This is a genomic window from Achromobacter marplatensis, from assembly GCF_049060505.1.
GTDB classification, from domain to species: domain Bacteria; phylum Pseudomonadota; class Gammaproteobacteria; order Burkholderiales; family Burkholderiaceae_B; genus Achromobacter; species Achromobacter marplatensis_A.
Genome location: NZ_JBMGRB010000001.1, coordinates 969720 through 986072, shown reverse-complemented (window position 1 = coordinate 986072; position 16353 = coordinate 969720). Strand labels below are relative to the sequence as shown.

Genomic DNA, 16353 nt, shown 5'->3' with positions numbered 1-16353 from the left:
CGCTTTCGCCGCGACCCGCCCTGGGCTATCCGCCCCGGGCCGGTTTGCCTCGTGTTGCTGCCCAGCACAACAATGAGCCGGCGGTGACCATCGCCACCCCCTGCCAGAATGGCGCGGTCAGGCGGGTGGACAGCCACACGGCTGCGAAAAAGGTGGACAGCACGGGTGTAAAGTAGGACGCCGTGGCCAGCAAGGTCAGGTTGCCGTTCAGTATTCCCACGTTCCACAGTGCATAGCCGGCCGCCATCGCGCCGCCGGTCACGCATAGTTCGAATGTGGCGGATCGGGTGAATGCCAGCGCCGGCTCGGCGCTGAAGCCATACTTGATCCACAACACCGCCGCAGTCAGCATGAAAAACAGCGCGACGCCATTCTTGCCGTCGGCAAACCGCTTTGTCACGTTGCAATAAACGGCCCAGATAATGGCGCCACCGAATGCCAATCCATAACTCAGGGGGTTGCTCGATACGTTGCTCAAGGTGCGTTCCCATGAGAGTCCGCCGGATCCGCCCACGACCCAGACGATGCCGCACACCGACAGCAGAATCCCCGGCACGACCCATGCGTTGGCCCGCTGGCCGTTGATGAGAATCGCCAACACCACCGTCAGGCTGGGCCAAAGATAGTTGACGATGCCAAGCTCGATGGCCTGCCCGCGGTCCAGCGCAAAACCCAAAGACAACGACAGGCAGATCTCGTAGGCGACGAACAGCAGGCTGCCCACGACCAGATAACGCCGGGGGAAACTGCGCAATTTCGGGAAACCCAGCAGGCACACCAGGAACGCCGAACCCACCGTATAAATAAGCGCGGCGCCGCCGATGGCGCCGAAGCTTTCGCTGACGCTGCGAATCAGGCCGACAACCGTGCCCCACAGCAGGATCGCCAGCAAACCCAGGATAGTGGCCGTATTCCGGCCAGGAGAAATTTGCATTACCGTTCCGCTTGCTCTTTGCCACGCGCCGCTTGCCCGAGGGCCAGGCGCGGCGCCAGGCGGGCAAGTGTAGCGAATACCAGGCGTTAACGTAGTGATCGGCCGGCACGGGGAATATCCGTGCCAACAAGCGACATATACCCACTTAAACAATCAACAAGAGGGAGTAGCATCCGCATGGCCATTTCCATACGTAGATTGAGCGATGTGCTTGCCAGCACGGAGTCGGGCAGGCTTTATCGGATTGAAGTTTTCTTGCAAGCGGATAACTCGGGCCCCATGAACCCGCCGCCTCCGTCCACGCGCTACATTCTCAGGACATCGGAAGGGGAACGCGTCATCGCCCTGGGCGATAAGCGGTATCGCCTGAAATCAGGGGAAGTGCTGACGGCCTTGACGCCGCAGCAGGCGCCTCCCCCGGCCTGAACGGGCTTGGCGGCCTCCGCGCCGCGCCCGCCTCACAGATCGGATTCGACCCGCCGTTTTCCTTGTCCCTTGGCCTTGTACAGCGCCACATCGGCCCGTTCCAGCAATTGCAGCATCGTAATGCCGGACTGCGGATAGACGGCGATGCCCACGCTGGCCGACACCGAGACGCGGATACCCGGATAGGGCAAGGACAGGCTCTCGACCAGCGCCTCGGCCACGATCTGGGCATTGTCCTTACCCACGCCCATCAGCAGCACCGCGAATTCGTCGCCGCCCAAGCGGGCCGCCACGTCGGACACCCGGATCGCGCGCGCCATGCGGTCCGCGGCTTCCTTCAGCACGGTGTCGCCGGCGGCGTGGCCATGCAGATCATTGACGGCCTTGAAGCCGTCCAGGTCGATCGCGAGGATGGCGAAGGATTCTCCGCTGCGCTGGGCCACCGCCAATTCGCGCAAGACCAGCTCGCCGAACAGCACCCGGTTGCACAGCCCCGTCAGGGGATCGTAGTGGGCAAGATGCTGGGCGTGCGCCAGCATCCGCGACGCCTGCAACAGCGCTGTGCCGACCTCCTGCGCCTCTTTCACGCGGGTGGCCGGCAACTCGACGGTGCGGCCTTCGCCCAATGCCAGCGCCGGCCCGACCAGCCCCTGCACCGCCGAGGTCAGCCGGCTGGCCAGGCGCAAAGCCAGCCACAACCCCAGTCCGAACGCGAACAAGGTGCCCAGCGCAAGCCAGGCGATGGAACGGTACAGGTCCGTCGTCAGCAGGGCCATGGGCGCGCCGGCCGCGACGGTCCAGCCCGACAGCGACGACCGGCTGAACGCGGTGTAGACAGGCGTGCCTTCCTTGGTCGTCGTTTCAAGCGCGCCTTCGCTCTCCTGCATCACCGCTTGCACCAGCTTCGGAACGGCCTTTTGTCCAACGAACTTCGCGGCGTCACGCGTGCGGGCGACGATGGTGCCCGAGCTGTCCAGCACGGCCGCCACCCAGCCCTCCGGAAGCGCCCGGCGGCCCAAGGCGTTGCCGATGCGGCCAGGCGACAGGCCCACATTCAGGCTGTAGACGACGGTATCGCCGCGCATCACCGGCACGCCCAGCGCGATGGTCGGCTTTTGGCTGACGCTGCCCGTGAACAGGCGGCTTAACACTGGCGAGCGCGTCTCGAACACGCGGCTCAAGTCCTGCGACGCAGCGCTACGCGGCAAGGGCGTGCCATACGGCACCAGCGTATTGATGATCTGGCTGCCCTCGCGGTCGGTCAGGACATAGCTGTCCACGATCTGGAATCGCACCGATTCCCGCGCACGCTGGTGAAAACTAGCCAGGTCGCCGGTGACCAGATCGGGGGAAGACGCGAGCATCTGCACGCCCGCTTCGACGCCGGTCAACTCGCGGTCCAGGATGGCAGTCAGATTTCGCGCCAGGAAGATCGTGTCGCGAAAGATGCGTTCTCTTTCTATGACAAAGCTCTCATAAACGGCCACCGACGCCACTACAAGCGCCGGCGAAATACAGGTGAAGACGAGAGCAAGCAAGCCGGTCCGCATGGAATACCGGTGCTGTGGGCGAGCCTTTGCGCCAGCCGGGCTTTCGGCTTCAGCCACCGCCTCCCCCCTTGGTCTCATGCGCCCCTCCGATAGGTCTTCCATGGCGCTGCCGCGCCTTCAGGCGACTTATTCCGCGTCCCCAATTTACTCCGAAATTTTTTGTCAGGCGATGATTTCCTGACAGATAGATACGCCTGGTCATCCGAGTTAGCGACAGATTGCTACTATCGCCGCCATGCGTAAACCGTCCCCCAAATCCCTTGCTGCCAGCGCGCTGGCAGCGTCCGACAAAACCGTGCTGGTCTACGGCGCCCTCGCCGCCGTGTCCGGTCTGACTCTCCACGCCATGATGACGGCCCGCGCCTGGCCATGGGGGCATCCGTTTGCCCTGGCCTTCTGGCTGCAATGGGTAGCGCTGGCGCCGCTGGCCGGCGCCATGCTGGCAGGCATGTGCAGCGGCCGTCGCTGGCTGGCGGCGCTGGCGGCGTATGGGCTGGTCTTGCCCGCCATGACGGCATACGGCCTGACGGCCGCGAACGGCCCCCTGCCCTACGAAGCGGGCGGATGGCCGCAAGGCAATGACCTGGCGTTGGCGTTATTGCTGACCGGCGTCGCAGGCTTCGTCCTGCTGCCGCTGATCCAGGCGCTGGATGCCGGCAAGCGCCAATGGGGCTACCCCGACGTCTTCCGCGCCACGTGGCGCAATGCGGTTCACCTGGCGCTGGCCGTTTGCCTGGCCTCGGCGGTGTGCCTGCTGTTGACCGCGGCAGGCGCCATGTTCGCCATGATCGGCATCAAGGCCATTCGCGCTACCGTCGACGCCACGTACTTCCGGCTTGCCGCCTGGCCGATGATCCTGGCCGCCTGCCTGGTGGGCGTAAGGCGTCGCCCGCAATTGACGGATACGCTGCAGCGCTCCTGGTTGACGCTGAATGCGTGGCTGCTGCCGCTGATCACACTGGTGGGCGTGGCGTTCACGTTGGCGCTGGCGGCCCGAATGGCGTTTGGCCTGCAGGCCGTCCAGCTGTCGGCGGGCGCGCTCATCGGGTTCTGCCTGGTGTGGATCAAGTTCATCAATGCCGCCTGGCAAGACGGCCAAGAGGCCGCCCCTTTCGGTCCCCGCCTGCGGATACTGCTGCGCGCGGCGATGGCGTGCCTGCTGCCGCTGGCTGTTGTAGCCCTGTACGGCGCAGTTGTGCGCGTGGAGCAATATGGCTGGACGGTCCTGCGGGTCTGGGGCGTCGCCTGCAGCATGGTGCTGGTGCTGTATGGCGCAGGCTACGCCTGGGCCGCGCTGCGCCCCAGGCGCGACCACCCCGCGCTGGGCGTCACCAACCTGATCGCCGCCGTTGCCACCCTGGGATTGCTGCTGGCGGTCAATACGCCAATCGCCAACCCGCTGCGCCTGACCGCGGAAAGCCAACTGCGGCGCATGATAGACGGGCGACTGGACCCGGAGCGATTCAGCTTTTACGCCATGGGGCGGGAATACGGCCGCTGGGGCCGCGATGCGTTGCAACAGTTGGCGGAGGGCGCCGCCAATGGACGGGATCCGCGCATCGCCCTTGCCGCCGCGGAAGCCTTGAAGGGAAGCTATTTCGGCTGGAATGATGTCGAGCGGGCGGCAGGCCAACCGTCGGCGGCCAAGCCCCCGCCAGTCGCCGTGCCCGCTTTCGCCACCCTACCGTCCGGACGCGCGATCCCGGAATCGTGGTGGACCGCGATGCGAGAGACGTCCCCCGACCAGGCCCGGACGTGCGCGACTCCGGCCGCGCCCGCCACGCCGGACGCCGCGGCCGGCCTGCCGTGCCGGTTGGTCTTCGCCGATCTGACCGGTGACGGCCAGGACGAGATCATCTTGTACATCGCCCCGCAAGGCGCAGAATCGGGCGCGGAAGAACGGCTGATCGCCTACGCCTCGAACGGGGAAGCATGGAGCCGGTTGGGCCGGCTGCGGGCAGAGAGTTTTGAGCAACCGATGGCGGACGTGACGGGTGTCGTGGATATCCGGCAAGCGCTGGAGCAAGGCCTGGTGCGCACGCGCCCCCGGCCAGAACGCGACCTGATGATCGGCGACAACCTGTTGCGGCTGCGCTGAGCTACCGCGCTTCCAGGTCGGGGGTGCCCGAGAACTGGCTCTTCAGCAGCGTCAGCGCCCCCTTTTCCGCCAACGCCTCGTTGGGGAATACATGCTTGGTATCTTCCAGCACCGGGAATCCGAAGATGCGGACCCGGACATGAAAGCCTTCGGGGGTTTCAGCGAACTCGATATCGAAATTGCGCTCTTCGATCCAGCCCGATCGATGCAGTTTCCATTCCATATGCAACACGCTCCTGATTGGCGAGGGCGACACGAACGGCCGGCCAGAAATTCCGGCGTTGCTACACCATACACCCGGCGCGGCGCGCGCGGATGGCTTGCCGCCCCCTGCACGCGCCCCGGCGCGCCTTATTCGGCGGCTGGCGGTTCCTCTGGCGTCTTGCCCAGCAGTTCGTCGGATGCGGGAGAAAAAAGGTCCCAGCAAGCCATGAACAACGCGGCGATCAGCGGGCCGATCACAAAGCCATTCAGACCGAATAGGGCCATGCCGCCCAACGTGGAGATCAGCACGACATAGTCGGGCATCTTGGTGTCTTTGCCCACCAGGATCGGACGCAGCACATTGTCGACCATGCCGATGACCAGAACCCCGAACGCGATCAGCACCGCCCCCTTGACCACGGCGCCCGTCAAGAGGAAGTAGATCGCGACCGGCGCCCAGATCAGCCCGGCGCCAATCGCGGGCAGCAGCGACAGAAAGCCCATGATCACGCCCCACAGCAGCGCGCCCTGGATCGAGAGGATCGAAAAGATGATTCCGCCCAACGCCCCCTGCGCCGCCGCCACCGCGATGTTGCCCTTGACGGTGGCGCGCACGACGGTGGTGAACTTGCGGAACAGATGTTGCTTATGCGCGTTGCTCAGCGGCATGGCGCGCTTCAGGCGCGCGGTCAGTTGCGGCCCGTCGCGCAACAGGAAAAACAGCAGGTAGAGCATGATGCCGAAGCTGATCACGAACTGGAACGTATCCTGCCCGATGTTCAGCGCCTGGGTCGCCAGGAACTGGCTGGCTTGCATCGCACCCGCGCTGAGCTTTTGCTGCAGGCCAGGAATATCAGCCAGATCGAAGCGCGCCAGCAGGTCATGCACCGACGGCGGCAACGCGGCCATCGCTTGCTGGAAGTAGGCGCCAAAGTTCAGCTCGCCCGATTTGATGCTCTGATACAGGTTTGCGCCTTCGTTCACCAGCGAGCCGCTGATAGCGACGAGCGGCAGGATGACAAGCAGCAGGACCAGCAGCAAGGTGATCAGCGCCCCAAGATTGCGCCGCCCGCCGATGCGCGCGACCAGCCGGCGCTGCAAGGGCGCGAAGATGATGGCAAGAATGGCGCCCCAGAAGACCGCGCCGTAAAAAGGCCACAGCAGCCAGCCGAACGCGATGGTGACCACCACGAGCAGGAGCAGAAAGGTTCTGTAGTGCAAGCTGGATGATTGGCTCATATTCCATTCCGGGCACGGCGAACGCCGCGAGACCCGCATTGTACAAAGCGCCCGCCTCGCGGCGGGTTCAGGCTCCGAGTCCCACGGCCAGCAGCACGGTTTGACGCGCCTGCGCCAGACCGTCCGACTGCGCATTCAGTCCCTGCAAGCGCAGGTTCAGCGCTTGCTGCAACGTAAGCGTCGCCACGCGCGCCTGGCCGTCCACCAGCTGGATATCGGCGGCGTTAGCGGCCACGAAGTCCGCCACGGCCACGGCATCTCGCGCCACGGAGTCCATGCGGGTCGCGGCCTGCATCAGTTCCGCAGCGGGCGCCGTCACGGTTTCGTCATAGACGCCACCATAGACCGGCGCCAGGTCGGGCGGCAAGGTCATCGCGGCCCGCGCCCGGTCAGCCTTGGCGCGCGCATCGTGGAGCTTGCTGGCGCTGTCGGCAAGGGTCTTGCGAGCCGCCTCGAACGCGGCCTTGCGGTCGACGATCTCGCCCACCGAGCGGATCGTCTCGACGGCCAGTACCTCGCGCAATGGCGCGGCGGCCTCGGCCATTTCTTTCTGAAAGCCGGCGAGGACCTCGTATGCGTCGGCGTAATCGCCGATCGCTTCTTTTTCGGACTTGCCGAGCGCGCCGATCGGCAACAGCGTATCGCTGCTTACCCGCGCTTGCAGCAGTTGGATGAACGCCGCGCGCTCCTGAGGCTCTTTATTCACGCAGGCCGTCGTGACCAGCATCGAAGCCATCGCCAGGCCCATCAGGCAGGCTCGCCATGGTGACATGCGTGTCCTCCTTGCTACCAGGGATTGATGTTGCGGGATTGAAGACCCCGGATTGACGTGGCCGGCTTGGCGGTGGCCGGCGCACGTGGGCAGATTATCCCGAAGCGTCGTCCGGCCACTACCCGCGGGCGGATTTTGTTGCGATCGAAGCGAGTTGACACAGGGCAAGCCGGGCGTGGACACGTTGCGGCGGTCATGCAGGCTGCAGCGGGTACGTCATCGCGCACCGCCGCGCGGCGTCGAAGCCCGCATCCGACTCTGCTTGCAGCCGCGCTTGCAGGACCGGGGGAAACGGCGGCGTGAGTTCAACGAAGCCCAGCCGCCGGTAGAACGGGGCATTCCAGGGCAGTTCGCGATCGGTCGTCAGCAGCACGGCCCCGTATCCGCCCGCGGCCCGTGCGTGCGCCAGCACCGCCCGCAACAGGGCGCGGCCAATACCCTGCCCCTGCCAGGGCAACGCCACCGACATCTCGGTTAGGAATAAATCACCCCCCATGGGCTCTGCCAGCGCAAATCCGCGCACCTCGGCGTCGGGCTGCGCGACCCATAAAAGGCATGCCGCCTGCGCCACGGCCAGTTCGTCCAGGGGCACCGGATCGCCGTCGGCGGCCCAGGCCACGGCCGTCCCGCGGAATCGCGCCGCGGCGGAGCGCTCGATATCGGCCAGGCAGGCCAGGTCGGAAGGTCGGGCGAGTCGAATCATGAGGGGTAGAAGTATGCACCATGCGCCCCCAGGCGCCTCCTGCCCCGATCCCTTAAAATGCGCCATCCGGCCACGCTATCGGCCACCCGCAACACTGGCTTTGCCCTGACAATGACTCAACACGCTACTTCCGCCTCCTGGGGGTTCACCCAGCCCGATTGCCGCGGCGCGGCCGCCCTCCTGTTCTTCATGAACGATCTGGCGCGCGTCGTGAACCAATACCTGGGACAGGGGCAGTTGTCGGATGAGGCGCTGGCGGATGCCCAGAAAGCCGTCGATGCGCTGCTGCAACGCTATGTTGAAATCGAGGCTGCCCCGGAAGCATTCAACGACGAACGCATCGGCCTGGCGCTGGAAACCGAGCGCCAGCCGGACGGCACGATGGGCGCGCAAGTGGCGCTGCGGATGTCTCCGCGCCTGGAGGGCCTCATTATCGAAGCCCAGCGCCAAGCCCGCCCCGCCGCACACTGACGGCCACGGCTACGCCCGCCCTTTCCAAAAAAGCTTGCAAAACCCACCGGCCTGCGATAATATCGATGGTTGAGGTCTTTCTGCAGCGCAGGGAAACTTCGAGGGATTGAATTTCGATTCCAAGCTTTACGCAGTATCAGGAGTGCCAGGCTTAATCCAGCGCTAATGGCCAAACACTAATGGCCAAACGCTAATGACTCAACGTCATTGACCGCTGATTAAGCACGGATTCCGACCAGATTTGCGAAAACCCACAACGCCAAAACGCAAATCCCGGCTCCGCCCCGAAAGTCGCGCAATATCGGCGCAACTTCCACAAATCAAAGCAGTTCCGAATGCAGCGATGGCCATTGCGGCCAGCGTGCTGAATCGATCAACGCCCAGGCACTGAACCTGATTGGCGGGATCCGACGCAAGCAGCCTCGAAACCGCCCATAGCACCTTCGCCAAACCGCCAGTCCGGCTTGGCCAGAAGCACCAGAATTTTACGCTGCGGCGCCCGTCGACCCAACGACGACAGCCGCACAGCAACCGCCAGAGTCCCAACCCACTCTCTGCGCGGCCCCTCAGGCCTAAAGAGCGCATGCACCGAACATGCACGCCACCTGGCCCGAACCGATGCCGTCTTGGACTGACGGACGGCATCAAACAGCGGCATTGAACCGTTACCCGCGCACGCAAAAATATGAGAATGCGCAAAGGGACGGCAACACTTATGCGGTAGTGTCATGCATGCCTGTCCGAATCAACCCGGCCGGACATGGCAAACGACCACGATGCGAGGCGCTTTTGTTACGTCCACATCCTGCTCGGCACGAATACCGCAGCTTTCTAATAACTAGAACCTTAGAGAACAAACACCATGAATACTCATTTCACTACCTCGGACCTGATCCGACGTCCCGCTCACACGACGCTGGACAACACGCCGATCCATATCGGCGACATCGTCTACCTGCAGCCGACCAACGGCCCCGCCATCCGCGCGACGGTCATCTTCAACGCGCCGATCGACGGCACGACCACCTACACGACTGAAGTCGTGCCTTGCGGCTCTTCCACGCAGAAGGTGCCCGGCCAGCGCATCCGCTTCCGCCACGAGCACGTCCACCGCATCGAACCCGTGCGTCGCACCACGCACTGATCCAGGCCCAAATCGCCGCGCTTCATGCGCGGCGATTGCATTTTGCGCGTGATAAATTCGCAGGCATTCCGTCCAGGCAGCTCAACCATGCAGAACAACCGGCAAGCGATCCGCATCTGGGATCTTCCCACCCGCCTCTTTCACTGGGCGCTCGTCGTCTGCATCGTGGGCGCGTTCGTCAGCGTGAAGCTGGGCGGCTTGTACATGGACTGGCACGTGCGCTTTGGCTGTACGGCGCTGGGCCTGATCATCTTCCGGCTGCTTTGGGGCATCGTCGGGCCGCGGTACGCCCGCTTCAGCCAGTTCGTGCGCGGCCCCGGCGCCGTGGCCCGCTACCTGAAGGGCGCCGCCGCTCCCGCCGGCCATAACCCGCTGGGCGCACTGTCGGTGCTGGCGCTGCTGCTGGTCATCGGTTTCCAGGCCACAAGCGGCCTGTTCACCACTGACGACATCATGACGCAAGGGCCGCTATTCGGTCATGTAAGCGAAGCCACGGCCGCCCTCATGACGTCATGGCACAAGCTCAACGAGTGGGTCATCATCGGCGTGATCGCGCTGCACCTGCTGGCCGTCGCGTGGTATGCCGTGGTGCGCCGCAAGCGCCTGGTCCGCGCCATCATCACCGGCGATGTCGATGCCAAGGACCTGCCAGCCGGCACGCCGCCGGCCCAGGACGGCCTTGCCGTCTGGCTGCGCGCGCTGCTGCTGGGCGCCTGCGTGACGGGCCTTGTGCTGTGGATCCGGTCGCTGGAAATAGCCGCCGACATGTCCTTCTCTTGATCTCGCCGCAGGCCCACAAAAAAAGCCCCTCGTAATCCGAGGGGCTTTTTCCTTCAGCACGACGGGCATCCAGAGACGCCCCGGGCCTTACTTCTTCTTGCGGTAGGAATCGTGGCAAGCCTTGCAGCTTGCGCCCACGTCACCGAACGCGGCGCGCAGCTTATCCAGATCGCCTGCGTCGGCCGCGGCCGACAGCTTCACGACATTGTCCTGGAAAGCTTGCTGCTTTTGCTTGAAGCCGGCCGCGTCGCTCCAGATTTCAGGACGGGCATCGCCGCCTTCCGTTCCCGGACCGAAAGCCGCCCACGGCAACCCGGACAGCGTCTTCAATACTTCGACGTTGGCCTTGATCTGCGCGGCGTCGTATGGCGCCTGACCCTTGACTACCGGCGTCATGCGGCCGAAGTGCGAAGCCATCAGCGTCAATGCCGACTGGCGGTACTTGACGGCATCTTCCGGCTTGGCGAACTGCGCCGAGGCGGTGGTCGCCAACAGCGGCCCCACCGTCATACAGGCCAACGCGACAAGCGTGGACAACTTCTTCATTGCAATCTCCCGTAAGGACAACAACAATGCCGCGCGCATCGCGCGCGCGGCACGGCGACTATACCGCCCGAGCCAGCTTCGCAGCCAGTCCGATGTACGAACGCGGGGTCATCGCCAGCAAACGGGCCTTGGGCTCATCCGGCAGCGCCAGGCCCTGGATGAATTCTCGCAGCGCTTCCTCGGTAATGCCCTTGCCGCGCGTCAAGGCTTTGAGCTGTTCGTAAGGCTGCGGCAGGCCATAGCGGCGCATGACGGTCTGCACGGGTTCGGCCAGCACTTCCCAGCACGCATCGATATCGGCATCGATGGCGGCCGTGTTGACTTCCAGCTTGCCCAGGCCGCGCATACATGCGTCCCATGCCACCAGGCAGTAGCCCAGGCCCACGCCCAGGTTGCGCAAGACGGTGGAGTCGGTCAGGTCGCGCTGCCAGCGGGAGATCGGCAGCTTGTCGGCCAGGTGGCGCAGCACGGCATTCGCCAGGCCCAGGTTGCCTTCGGAGTTTTCGAAGTCGATCGGGTTGACCTTGTGCGGCATGGTCGACGAGCCGACCTCGCCGTCTTTCAGACGCTGCTTGAAATAGCCCAGCGCCACGTAGCCCCAGACGTCGCGATCCAGGTCCAGCACGATGATGTTGGCGCGCGTGATGGCGTCGAACAGAGCGGACATCCAGTCGTGTGGTTCGATCTGGATGGTGTGGCGGTTCTGGGTCAGGCCCAGGCCGGCCAGCACGCGCTGGCTGAAGGCCGGCCAATCGATTTCCGGATAGGCCGACAGGTGAGCGTTGTAGTTGCCGGTGGCGCCATTCAACTTGGCCAGGGGCTCAACGGCCTCGACGGCGGCGATAGCGCGGTTCAGGCGCGCGGCCACATTGGCGAATTCCTTGCCGAGCGTCGTCGGGCTGGCCGGCTGGCCGTGGGTACGCGACAACATCGGCTGGTCGGCCTGGGCCAGGGCCATGTCGTTCAGTTTGGCGGCCAGTTCACGCAGGCGCGGCACCACGACCTGGTCGCGGGCGCGCGACAGCATCAGCGCGTGCGAGGTGTTGTTGATGTCTTCGGACGTGCAGGCAAAGTGGATGAACTCGGCGGCCGCGGCCAACTCGGCGTCATCGGCCACTTTTTCCTTCAGCCAGTACTCGACGGCCTTCACGTCATGGTTGGTGACGCGCTCGATGTCCTTGATGCGGGCGGCGTCGGACTCCGAGAAATCCTGCACCAGCTGCTGCAGGCGCTGGCGGGCCGCCGCGGAAAAAGCGGGCAGCTCGGGCAGGCCCGCGTCGGACAGGGCCACCAGCCATGCCACTTCGACTTCGACGCGGTGCGCCATGAAGCCGGCCTCGGAGAGCAGACCGCGCAGCGCGTCGCCCCGGGAAGCGTAACGGCCATCCAATGGCGAAAGGGCATTAAGTTGGCTCAATTGATCGGCGATTTGCATGGTCTGAAGAAGAAATGGCTACGGATGGGAAAACCCGACGATTTTATCATCCGGGGAAGTGCAACATTGTGGCAAACTGGCGAAGATTCCGGCCAGCGGACGGTTGGGCGTCCATCCGGCCTGCTATACTTCGGCCGCTTTTCGACTCCGCTTGTGACTCCATGAAACTGATCGGCTCGCTTACCAGTCCATACGTACGCAAGGTGCGTATTGTCATGGCCGAGAAAAAGCTGGACTACCGGCTTGAACTCGAAAACGTCTGGTCCGCCGACACGCAGATCCAAACGTATAACCCGCTGGGCAAGGTGCCCTGCCTGGTCATGGAAGACGGCGGCGCGCTGTTTGATTCGCGCGTCATCGTCGAATACCTGGACACCTTGTCCCCTGTCGCCCGCCTGATTCCACAGCCGGGCCGCGATCGTGCCGCCGTCAAATGCTGGGAAGCCATCGCTGATGGCCTCCTGGACGCCTGCGTCACCATCGTGAAGGAAAACCAGCGCCCCGAGGCCCAGCGCAGCCCCGAGTGGATCCAACGCCAGTACAGCAAGATCCACGCAAGCCTGGATGCCATGAACAAGAGCCTGGGTGACAACGCCCACTGCATGGGCATCAACTACAGCCTGGCGGATATCGCCGTGGGCTGTGCGCTGGGTTACCTGGACCTGCGCTTCGCCTCGCTCGATTGGCGCGCCAACCACCTGAACCTTGCCCGTCTGCACGACAAGCTGTCGCAGCGTCAATCGTTCATCGACACGATCCCCAAGACTGCCTGAGGGCGGTCCCGGACAGCCCGTCCCTACGGGCCGTCACGCAGGCCCCATTCCAACGGGGCGCCTGAATACCGGCCGCGCAATGCGGCCGGTTTGCATTTCGGCGTCCGAAAATTCCGTCCTATTGGGCGGCGAACGTCTGCCAGGCCTTGAACAGCATATAGGCAGCCAGCGCGAACAGCAGGCAGGCGAAAACCCGTTTCAACGTCTGCACCGGCAGGCGGTGCGCCATGCGCGCGCCCAGCGGCGCCGTCAACACGCTAGTGCATACCAGCGCCACCAGCGCGGGCCAATAGATGTAGCCGAGCATGCCCGGGCGCGACGTTCCTTCGTTCAGGCCGGACACCACATAGCCGACGCTATTGGCCAGCGCGATGGGAAAGCCCAGCGCCGCCGAGGTCGACACCGCGTTGTGCAACGCCACGTTGCACCAGACCATGAAAGGCACCGACAGGAATCCGCCGCCCGCGCCGACCAGCCCGGACAGGAAGCCAATACCCGCCCCCGCCGCGCTGGTGCCCACCACGCCAGGCATCTGGCGTGCCGGTTTCGGTTTCTTGTTGCGCAGCATGCTCCAGCCTGAATAGCCCACGAACAGCGCGAAGAACAGCGACAGCCACAGCGTGCTGAGCGCCGCGAAGACCGCCCCGCCCGACAGCAGCCCGCCCAGGATGATGCCCGGCGCCATCGCCCACACGATCGGCCATTTGATCGTGCCCTTCTGCTGGTGCGCCCTGACGCTGGACACCGAGGTGAACAGGATCGACGTCATCGACGTCGCGATCGCGGCGTGCACGACCAGTTCGGGCGGCATGCCCTGCCAGGCGAACAGCATGGTCAGGAAAGGCACCAGCAGCATCCCGCCGCCAATTCCCAACAGACCCGCCGCAAAACCCACCACCGCGCCCAACGCCAGCAGGCAAACCACCATCGTCACATCCACAACCGTCTCCTCTTTATTGTTCGGTTTCTTGCTTGTCATGAGCGAAGGCCCCGCCGGCATCACGCCCACGGGGCCTTGTGTCCAGATCCGTTTTTGCCGGACCCGCGTGCGTTACAGGATGATCCCGCCGCCCAGGCAAACCTCGCCATCGTATAGCACGGCCGACTGGCCGGGCGTGACGGCCCATTGCGGCTCGGCGAAATCCAGCGCGAAGGTGTCGCCGTCAGCCTGTTCCAGGCGGCAGGCGGCATCGGCTTGGCGATAGCGTGTTTTGGCGCCGTAGCCCGCGATGGCCGGCGGACGCCCGGCCACCCAGCTGGCGTCCTGCGCCTGCAACCGGCCGGACAGCAGCCAGGGATGATCGTGCCCCTGCACCACATACAGGATGTTGCGCTCCAGGTCCTTGCGCGCCACGTACCACGCTTCGGCCGTGCCGTCCTCGCGCTGGCGCCCCTTCACGCCGCCCACGCCCAAGCCTTTGCGCTGGCCCAGCGTGTAAAAGGACAAGCCTTCGTGGCGCCCCACGTTCTGCCCTTCCGGCGTCAGGATCGGGCCGGGCTCGGTGGGCAGGTAGCGGTTCAGGAATTCACGAAACGGACGCTCGCCGATGAAGCAGATCCCGGTGGAATCCTTTTTGGCGGCGTTGTGCAGCCCGATCTCGTGCGCAATGCGCCGCACCTCGGTCTTGTGGATTTCGCCCAGCGGGAACAGGGTACGCGACAGCTGCGCCTGGTTCAGCCGGTGCAGGAAATAGCTTTGGTCCTTGGAGGCGTCCAGTGCCTTGAGCAACTGGAACTGCGTGCCGCCGCCATCGGCTGGCACCTCTCGCACCCGCGCGTAGTGGCCGGTGGCGATATGTTCAGCGCCCAGCGCCATCGCGTGGTCCAGGAAGGCCTTGAATTTAATCTCGGCATTGCACAGCACGTCGGGATTGGGCGTGCGGCCCGCGGAATACTCGCGCAGGAAGTCCGCGAACACGCGGTCCTTGTATTCGGCGGCGAAGTTGACGAATTCGAAGTCCACCCCGACCAGATCGGCCACGCTGGCCGCGTCCAGCAGGTCCTGGCGCGTAGAGCAGTATTCGGAATCGTCGTCGTCTTCCCAGTTCTTCATGAACAGGCCAACGACGTCATAGCCCTGCTGCTTCAGCAGCCAGGCAGTAACAGACGAATCGACCCCGCCGGACATCCCGACGACAACGCGGCCTTTTTTGGTAGGTATTTGACTCATGATGCGACTATTTTAGTTCGGACAACGCGCCTTCCCGCGGCTGGGGCTCCGCCGCCCGGGACACTTCCATCAGCCAGGCTCGAAAGGCCTGCAGCGTGGGCAGGTTGGCTTTCTGCTCGGGATAGCACAGGTAATAACCCATGCGCGCGCGGATGGGCAGCTGGATGGCGACGGCGAGCTTACCGTCGCGTAGCTCGTCTTCGATCAGGCAACGCGGGATCAGCGCCACGCCGAACCCGGCTGCGGCCGCCTGGGACAACAGCGCGTATTGGTCGAAACGAGCGCCTTCCAGGCTGCGCCGCGTGTCGCACCCGGCTTGCTCGAACCAGTCGCGCCAGCCTTCCAGCGCGGACGTGTGGTGCAGCAACGGATACGCCAGCAAGGCCTCCGGCGACGGACAGCCGCCCGGGATCAGCCGCGGGCTGCAGACCGGCACGATTTCGCGGCCTACGATGTAGTCCGCGCCGCTACCGGGCCACAAGCCTTCGCCGAACCGCACGGCGGCGTCAAGTTCAGGCGTCGAAAAATCGTAGCCCTGGCGGTGCGGCAGGAACTCCACATGGATATCCGGGCGCAACCGCATGAAGGCGGTCAGGCGCGGAATAAGCCAGCGCGCGCCGAAGGTCGGCATACAGGTCAGGTTCAGCGTGCCGCCCTGCCCCTGGTGCGCAATCAGCTCGACGGTGGCGGCTTCGATCTGGCCCAGGCCTGCCTGGATCTTGGTCAAATAGCTGCGGCCGGCTTCGGTCAGGACCAGGCCTTGCCTGATCCGCAGGAATAGTTCGACGCCGACGAACTCTTCCAGATGTTTCACCTGTTTACTGACGGCGCCCTGGGTCACGCACAATTCCTGGGCCGCGCGCGTGAAGCTGCTATGGCGCGCCGCGACCTCGAATGCCTGTAAATCCGTTAATGAGGGACAGAAACGTCGCATGTGTCGCCCCCACGAAGCGTGGGGCTCCCGCCCCAGCGGGGCTTGATCGGGAATTTCCCGTTGCCTCGGGCCAGGCGAAAAGCAACGCAAAAGTTACATAGAAGTAACGTCCCAACGATGCAGGCCACAGAGAGGCATGAAAAAAAGTCATAGCTTACGGAGAAACTTTCGTTT

At 64.4% G+C, this 16353-nt stretch carries 17 protein-coding genes; 6 read left to right on the top strand and 11 right to left on the bottom strand.

Going from position 1 to position 16353, the window contains the following annotated elements; all coding sequences use genetic code 11:
• Positions 1–25: 25 nt before the first annotated feature.
• Positions 26–934: an aromatic amino acid DMT transporter YddG gene (yddG, locus tag ACI0FO_RS04450; RefSeq protein WP_416024395.1), complete on the bottom strand. Its 909-nt coding sequence runs from the start codon at positions 932–934 to the stop codon at positions 26–28.
• Between the two features lie 279 nt (positions 935–1213).
• Here yddG and ACI0FO_RS04445 point away from each other — a divergent pair, with 279 nt between their 5' ends.
• Positions 1214–1360: a hypothetical protein gene (locus ACI0FO_RS04445; RefSeq protein ID WP_416024393.1), complete on the top strand. Its 147-nt coding sequence runs from the start codon at positions 1214–1216 to the stop codon at positions 1358–1360.
• A gap of 32 nt (positions 1361–1392) precedes the next feature.
• On the opposite strand, the gene ACI0FO_RS04440 is transcribed toward ACI0FO_RS04445, so the two are convergent.
• Entirely contained in the window at positions 1393–2910 is a 1518-nt protein-coding gene (locus tag ACI0FO_RS04440) for a sensor domain-containing diguanylate cyclase (RefSeq protein ID WP_416024562.1), read from the bottom strand.
• Positions 2911–3145: 235 nt separating this feature from the next.
• On the opposite strand from ACI0FO_RS04440, the gene ACI0FO_RS04435 reads away from it, so the two are divergent.
• Positions 3146–5008, top strand: a complete 1863-nt coding sequence (locus tag ACI0FO_RS04435; protein WP_416024392.1) for a DUF4153 domain-containing protein — start codon at positions 3146–3148, stop codon at positions 5006–5008.
• Position 5009: 1 nt separating this feature from the next.
• On the opposite strand, the gene ACI0FO_RS04430 is transcribed toward ACI0FO_RS04435, so the two are convergent.
• From ACI0FO_RS04430 to ACI0FO_RS04415, 4 genes are all read right to left on the bottom strand, one after another.
• On the bottom strand, positions 5010–5231 hold the full coding sequence (locus tag ACI0FO_RS04430) for a hypothetical protein (RefSeq protein WP_105558465.1): 222 nt from the start codon (positions 5229–5231) through the stop codon (positions 5010–5012).
• A 128-nt stretch (positions 5232–5359) separates the two neighbouring features.
• Positions 5360–6451, bottom strand: a complete 1092-nt coding sequence (locus tag ACI0FO_RS04425; RefSeq protein WP_416024390.1) for an AI-2E family transporter — start codon at positions 6449–6451, stop codon at positions 5360–5362.
• Between the two features lie 67 nt (positions 6452–6518).
• Positions 6519–7223, bottom strand: a complete 705-nt coding sequence (locus ACI0FO_RS04420) for a DUF3053 family protein (RefSeq protein ID WP_416024389.1) — start codon at positions 7221–7223, stop codon at positions 6519–6521.
• 193 nt (positions 7224–7416) lie between these two features.
• Complete coding sequence (locus tag ACI0FO_RS04415; protein ID WP_416024388.1) at positions 7417–7926, bottom strand: GNAT family N-acetyltransferase; 510 nt, start codon at positions 7924–7926, stop codon at positions 7417–7419.
• A gap of 111 nt (positions 7927–8037) precedes the next feature.
• Here ACI0FO_RS04415 and ACI0FO_RS04410 point away from each other — a divergent pair, with 111 nt between their 5' ends.
• The 3 genes from ACI0FO_RS04410 (at position 8038) to ACI0FO_RS04400 (ending at position 10321) form a co-directional block, all read left to right on the top strand.
• Complete coding sequence (locus ACI0FO_RS04410; RefSeq protein ID WP_416024387.1) at positions 8038–8397, top strand: hypothetical protein; 360 nt, start codon at positions 8038–8040, stop codon at positions 8395–8397.
• Between the two features lie 862 nt (positions 8398–9259).
• The gene (locus tag ACI0FO_RS04405) at positions 9260–9541 is read left to right on the top strand and encodes a hypothetical protein (RefSeq protein ID WP_416024386.1); all 282 of its coding nucleotides are present in this window, start codon (positions 9260–9262) and stop codon (positions 9539–9541) included.
• Between the two features lie 87 nt (positions 9542–9628).
• Complete coding sequence (locus ACI0FO_RS04400; RefSeq protein WP_416024385.1) at positions 9629–10321, top strand: cytochrome b/b6 domain-containing protein; 693 nt, start codon at positions 9629–9631, stop codon at positions 10319–10321.
• An 87-nt stretch (positions 10322–10408) separates the two neighbouring features.
• Here the strand turns inward: ACI0FO_RS04400 and ACI0FO_RS04395 are convergent, their stop codons facing one another.
• Positions 10409–10867, bottom strand: coding sequence for a c-type cytochrome (locus ACI0FO_RS04395; protein WP_416024384.1), 459 nt, complete (start codon positions 10865–10867; stop codon positions 10409–10411).
• 58 nt (positions 10868–10925) lie between these two features.
• Positions 10926–12302 (bottom strand): adenylosuccinate lyase, encoded by a 1377-nt coding sequence (purB, locus tag ACI0FO_RS04390; RefSeq protein WP_416024383.1) that lies wholly within the window; start codon positions 12300–12302, stop codon positions 10926–10928.
• Positions 12303–12463: 161 nt separating this feature from the next.
• On the opposite strand from purB, the gene ACI0FO_RS04385 reads away from it, so the two are divergent.
• Positions 12464–13075, top strand: a complete 612-nt coding sequence (locus tag ACI0FO_RS04385; protein ID WP_416024381.1) for a glutathione S-transferase — start codon at positions 12464–12466, stop codon at positions 13073–13075.
• 118 nt (positions 13076–13193) lie between these two features.
• Here ACI0FO_RS04385 and ACI0FO_RS04380 read toward each other — a convergent pair whose 3' ends face one another.
• The 3 genes from ACI0FO_RS04380 to ACI0FO_RS04370 all read right to left on the bottom strand — a co-directional run bounded on the left by ACI0FO_RS04380 (position 13194) and on the right by ACI0FO_RS04370 (position 16179).
• Positions 13194–14015 (bottom strand): sulfite exporter TauE/SafE family protein, encoded by an 822-nt coding sequence (locus ACI0FO_RS04380; protein WP_105558457.1) that lies wholly within the window; start codon positions 14013–14015, stop codon positions 13194–13196.
• A 111-nt stretch (positions 14016–14126) separates the two neighbouring features.
• Positions 14127–15245: a tRNA 2-thiouridine(34) synthase MnmA gene (gene mnmA, locus ACI0FO_RS04375; protein ID WP_416024380.1), complete on the bottom strand. Its 1119-nt coding sequence runs from the start codon at positions 15243–15245 to the stop codon at positions 14127–14129.
• A gap of 7 nt (positions 15246–15252) precedes the next feature.
• On the bottom strand, positions 15253–16179 hold the full coding sequence (locus ACI0FO_RS04370) for a LysR substrate-binding domain-containing protein (RefSeq protein WP_416024378.1): 927 nt from the start codon (positions 16177–16179) through the stop codon (positions 15253–15255).
• Between the last annotated feature and the right edge of the window lie 174 nt (positions 16180–16353).

Coding starts and splice junctions, on each gene's coding strand:
- yddG (WP_416024395.1), bottom strand. CDS start 934: ATGCAAATTTCTCCTGGCCGGAATACGGCCACTATCCTGGGTTTGCTG.
- ACI0FO_RS04445 (WP_416024393.1), top strand. CDS start 1,214: ATGAACCCGCCGCCTCCGTCCACGCGCTACATTCTCAGGACATCGGAA.
- ACI0FO_RS04440 (WP_416024562.1), bottom strand. CDS start 2,910: ATGCGGACCGGCTTGCTTGCTCTCGTCTTCACCTGTATTTCGCCGGCG.
- ACI0FO_RS04435 (WP_416024392.1), top strand. CDS start 3,146: ATGCGTAAACCGTCCCCCAAATCCCTTGCTGCCAGCGCGCTGGCAGCG.
- ACI0FO_RS04430 (WP_105558465.1), bottom strand. CDS start 5,231: ATGGAATGGAAACTGCATCGATCGGGCTGGATCGAAGAGCGCAATTTC.
- ACI0FO_RS04425 (WP_416024390.1), bottom strand. CDS start 6,451: ATGAGCCAATCATCCAGCTTGCACTACAGAACCTTTCTGCTCCTGCTC.
- ACI0FO_RS04420 (WP_416024389.1), bottom strand. CDS start 7,223: ATGTCACCATGGCGAGCCTGCCTGATGGGCCTGGCGATGGCTTCGATG.
- ACI0FO_RS04415 (WP_416024388.1), bottom strand. CDS start 7,926: ATGATTCGACTCGCCCGACCTTCCGACCTGGCCTGCCTGGCCGATATC.
- ACI0FO_RS04410 (WP_416024387.1), top strand. CDS start 8,038: ATGACTCAACACGCTACTTCCGCCTCCTGGGGGTTCACCCAGCCCGAT.
- ACI0FO_RS04405 (WP_416024386.1), top strand. CDS start 9,260: ATGAATACTCATTTCACTACCTCGGACCTGATCCGACGTCCCGCTCAC.
- ACI0FO_RS04400 (WP_416024385.1), top strand. CDS start 9,629: ATGCAGAACAACCGGCAAGCGATCCGCATCTGGGATCTTCCCACCCGC.
- ACI0FO_RS04395 (WP_416024384.1), bottom strand. CDS start 10,867: ATGAAGAAGTTGTCCACGCTTGTCGCGTTGGCCTGTATGACGGTGGGG.
- purB (WP_416024383.1), bottom strand. CDS start 12,302: ATGCAAATCGCCGATCAATTGAGCCAACTTAATGCCCTTTCGCCATTG.
- ACI0FO_RS04385 (WP_416024381.1), top strand. CDS start 12,464: ATGAAACTGATCGGCTCGCTTACCAGTCCATACGTACGCAAGGTGCGT.
- mnmA (WP_416024380.1), bottom strand. CDS start 15,245: ATGAGTCAAATACCTACCAAAAAAGGCCGCGTTGTCGTCGGGATGTCC.
- ACI0FO_RS04370 (WP_416024378.1), bottom strand. CDS start 16,179: ATGCGACGTTTCTGTCCCTCATTAACGGATTTACAGGCATTCGAGGTC.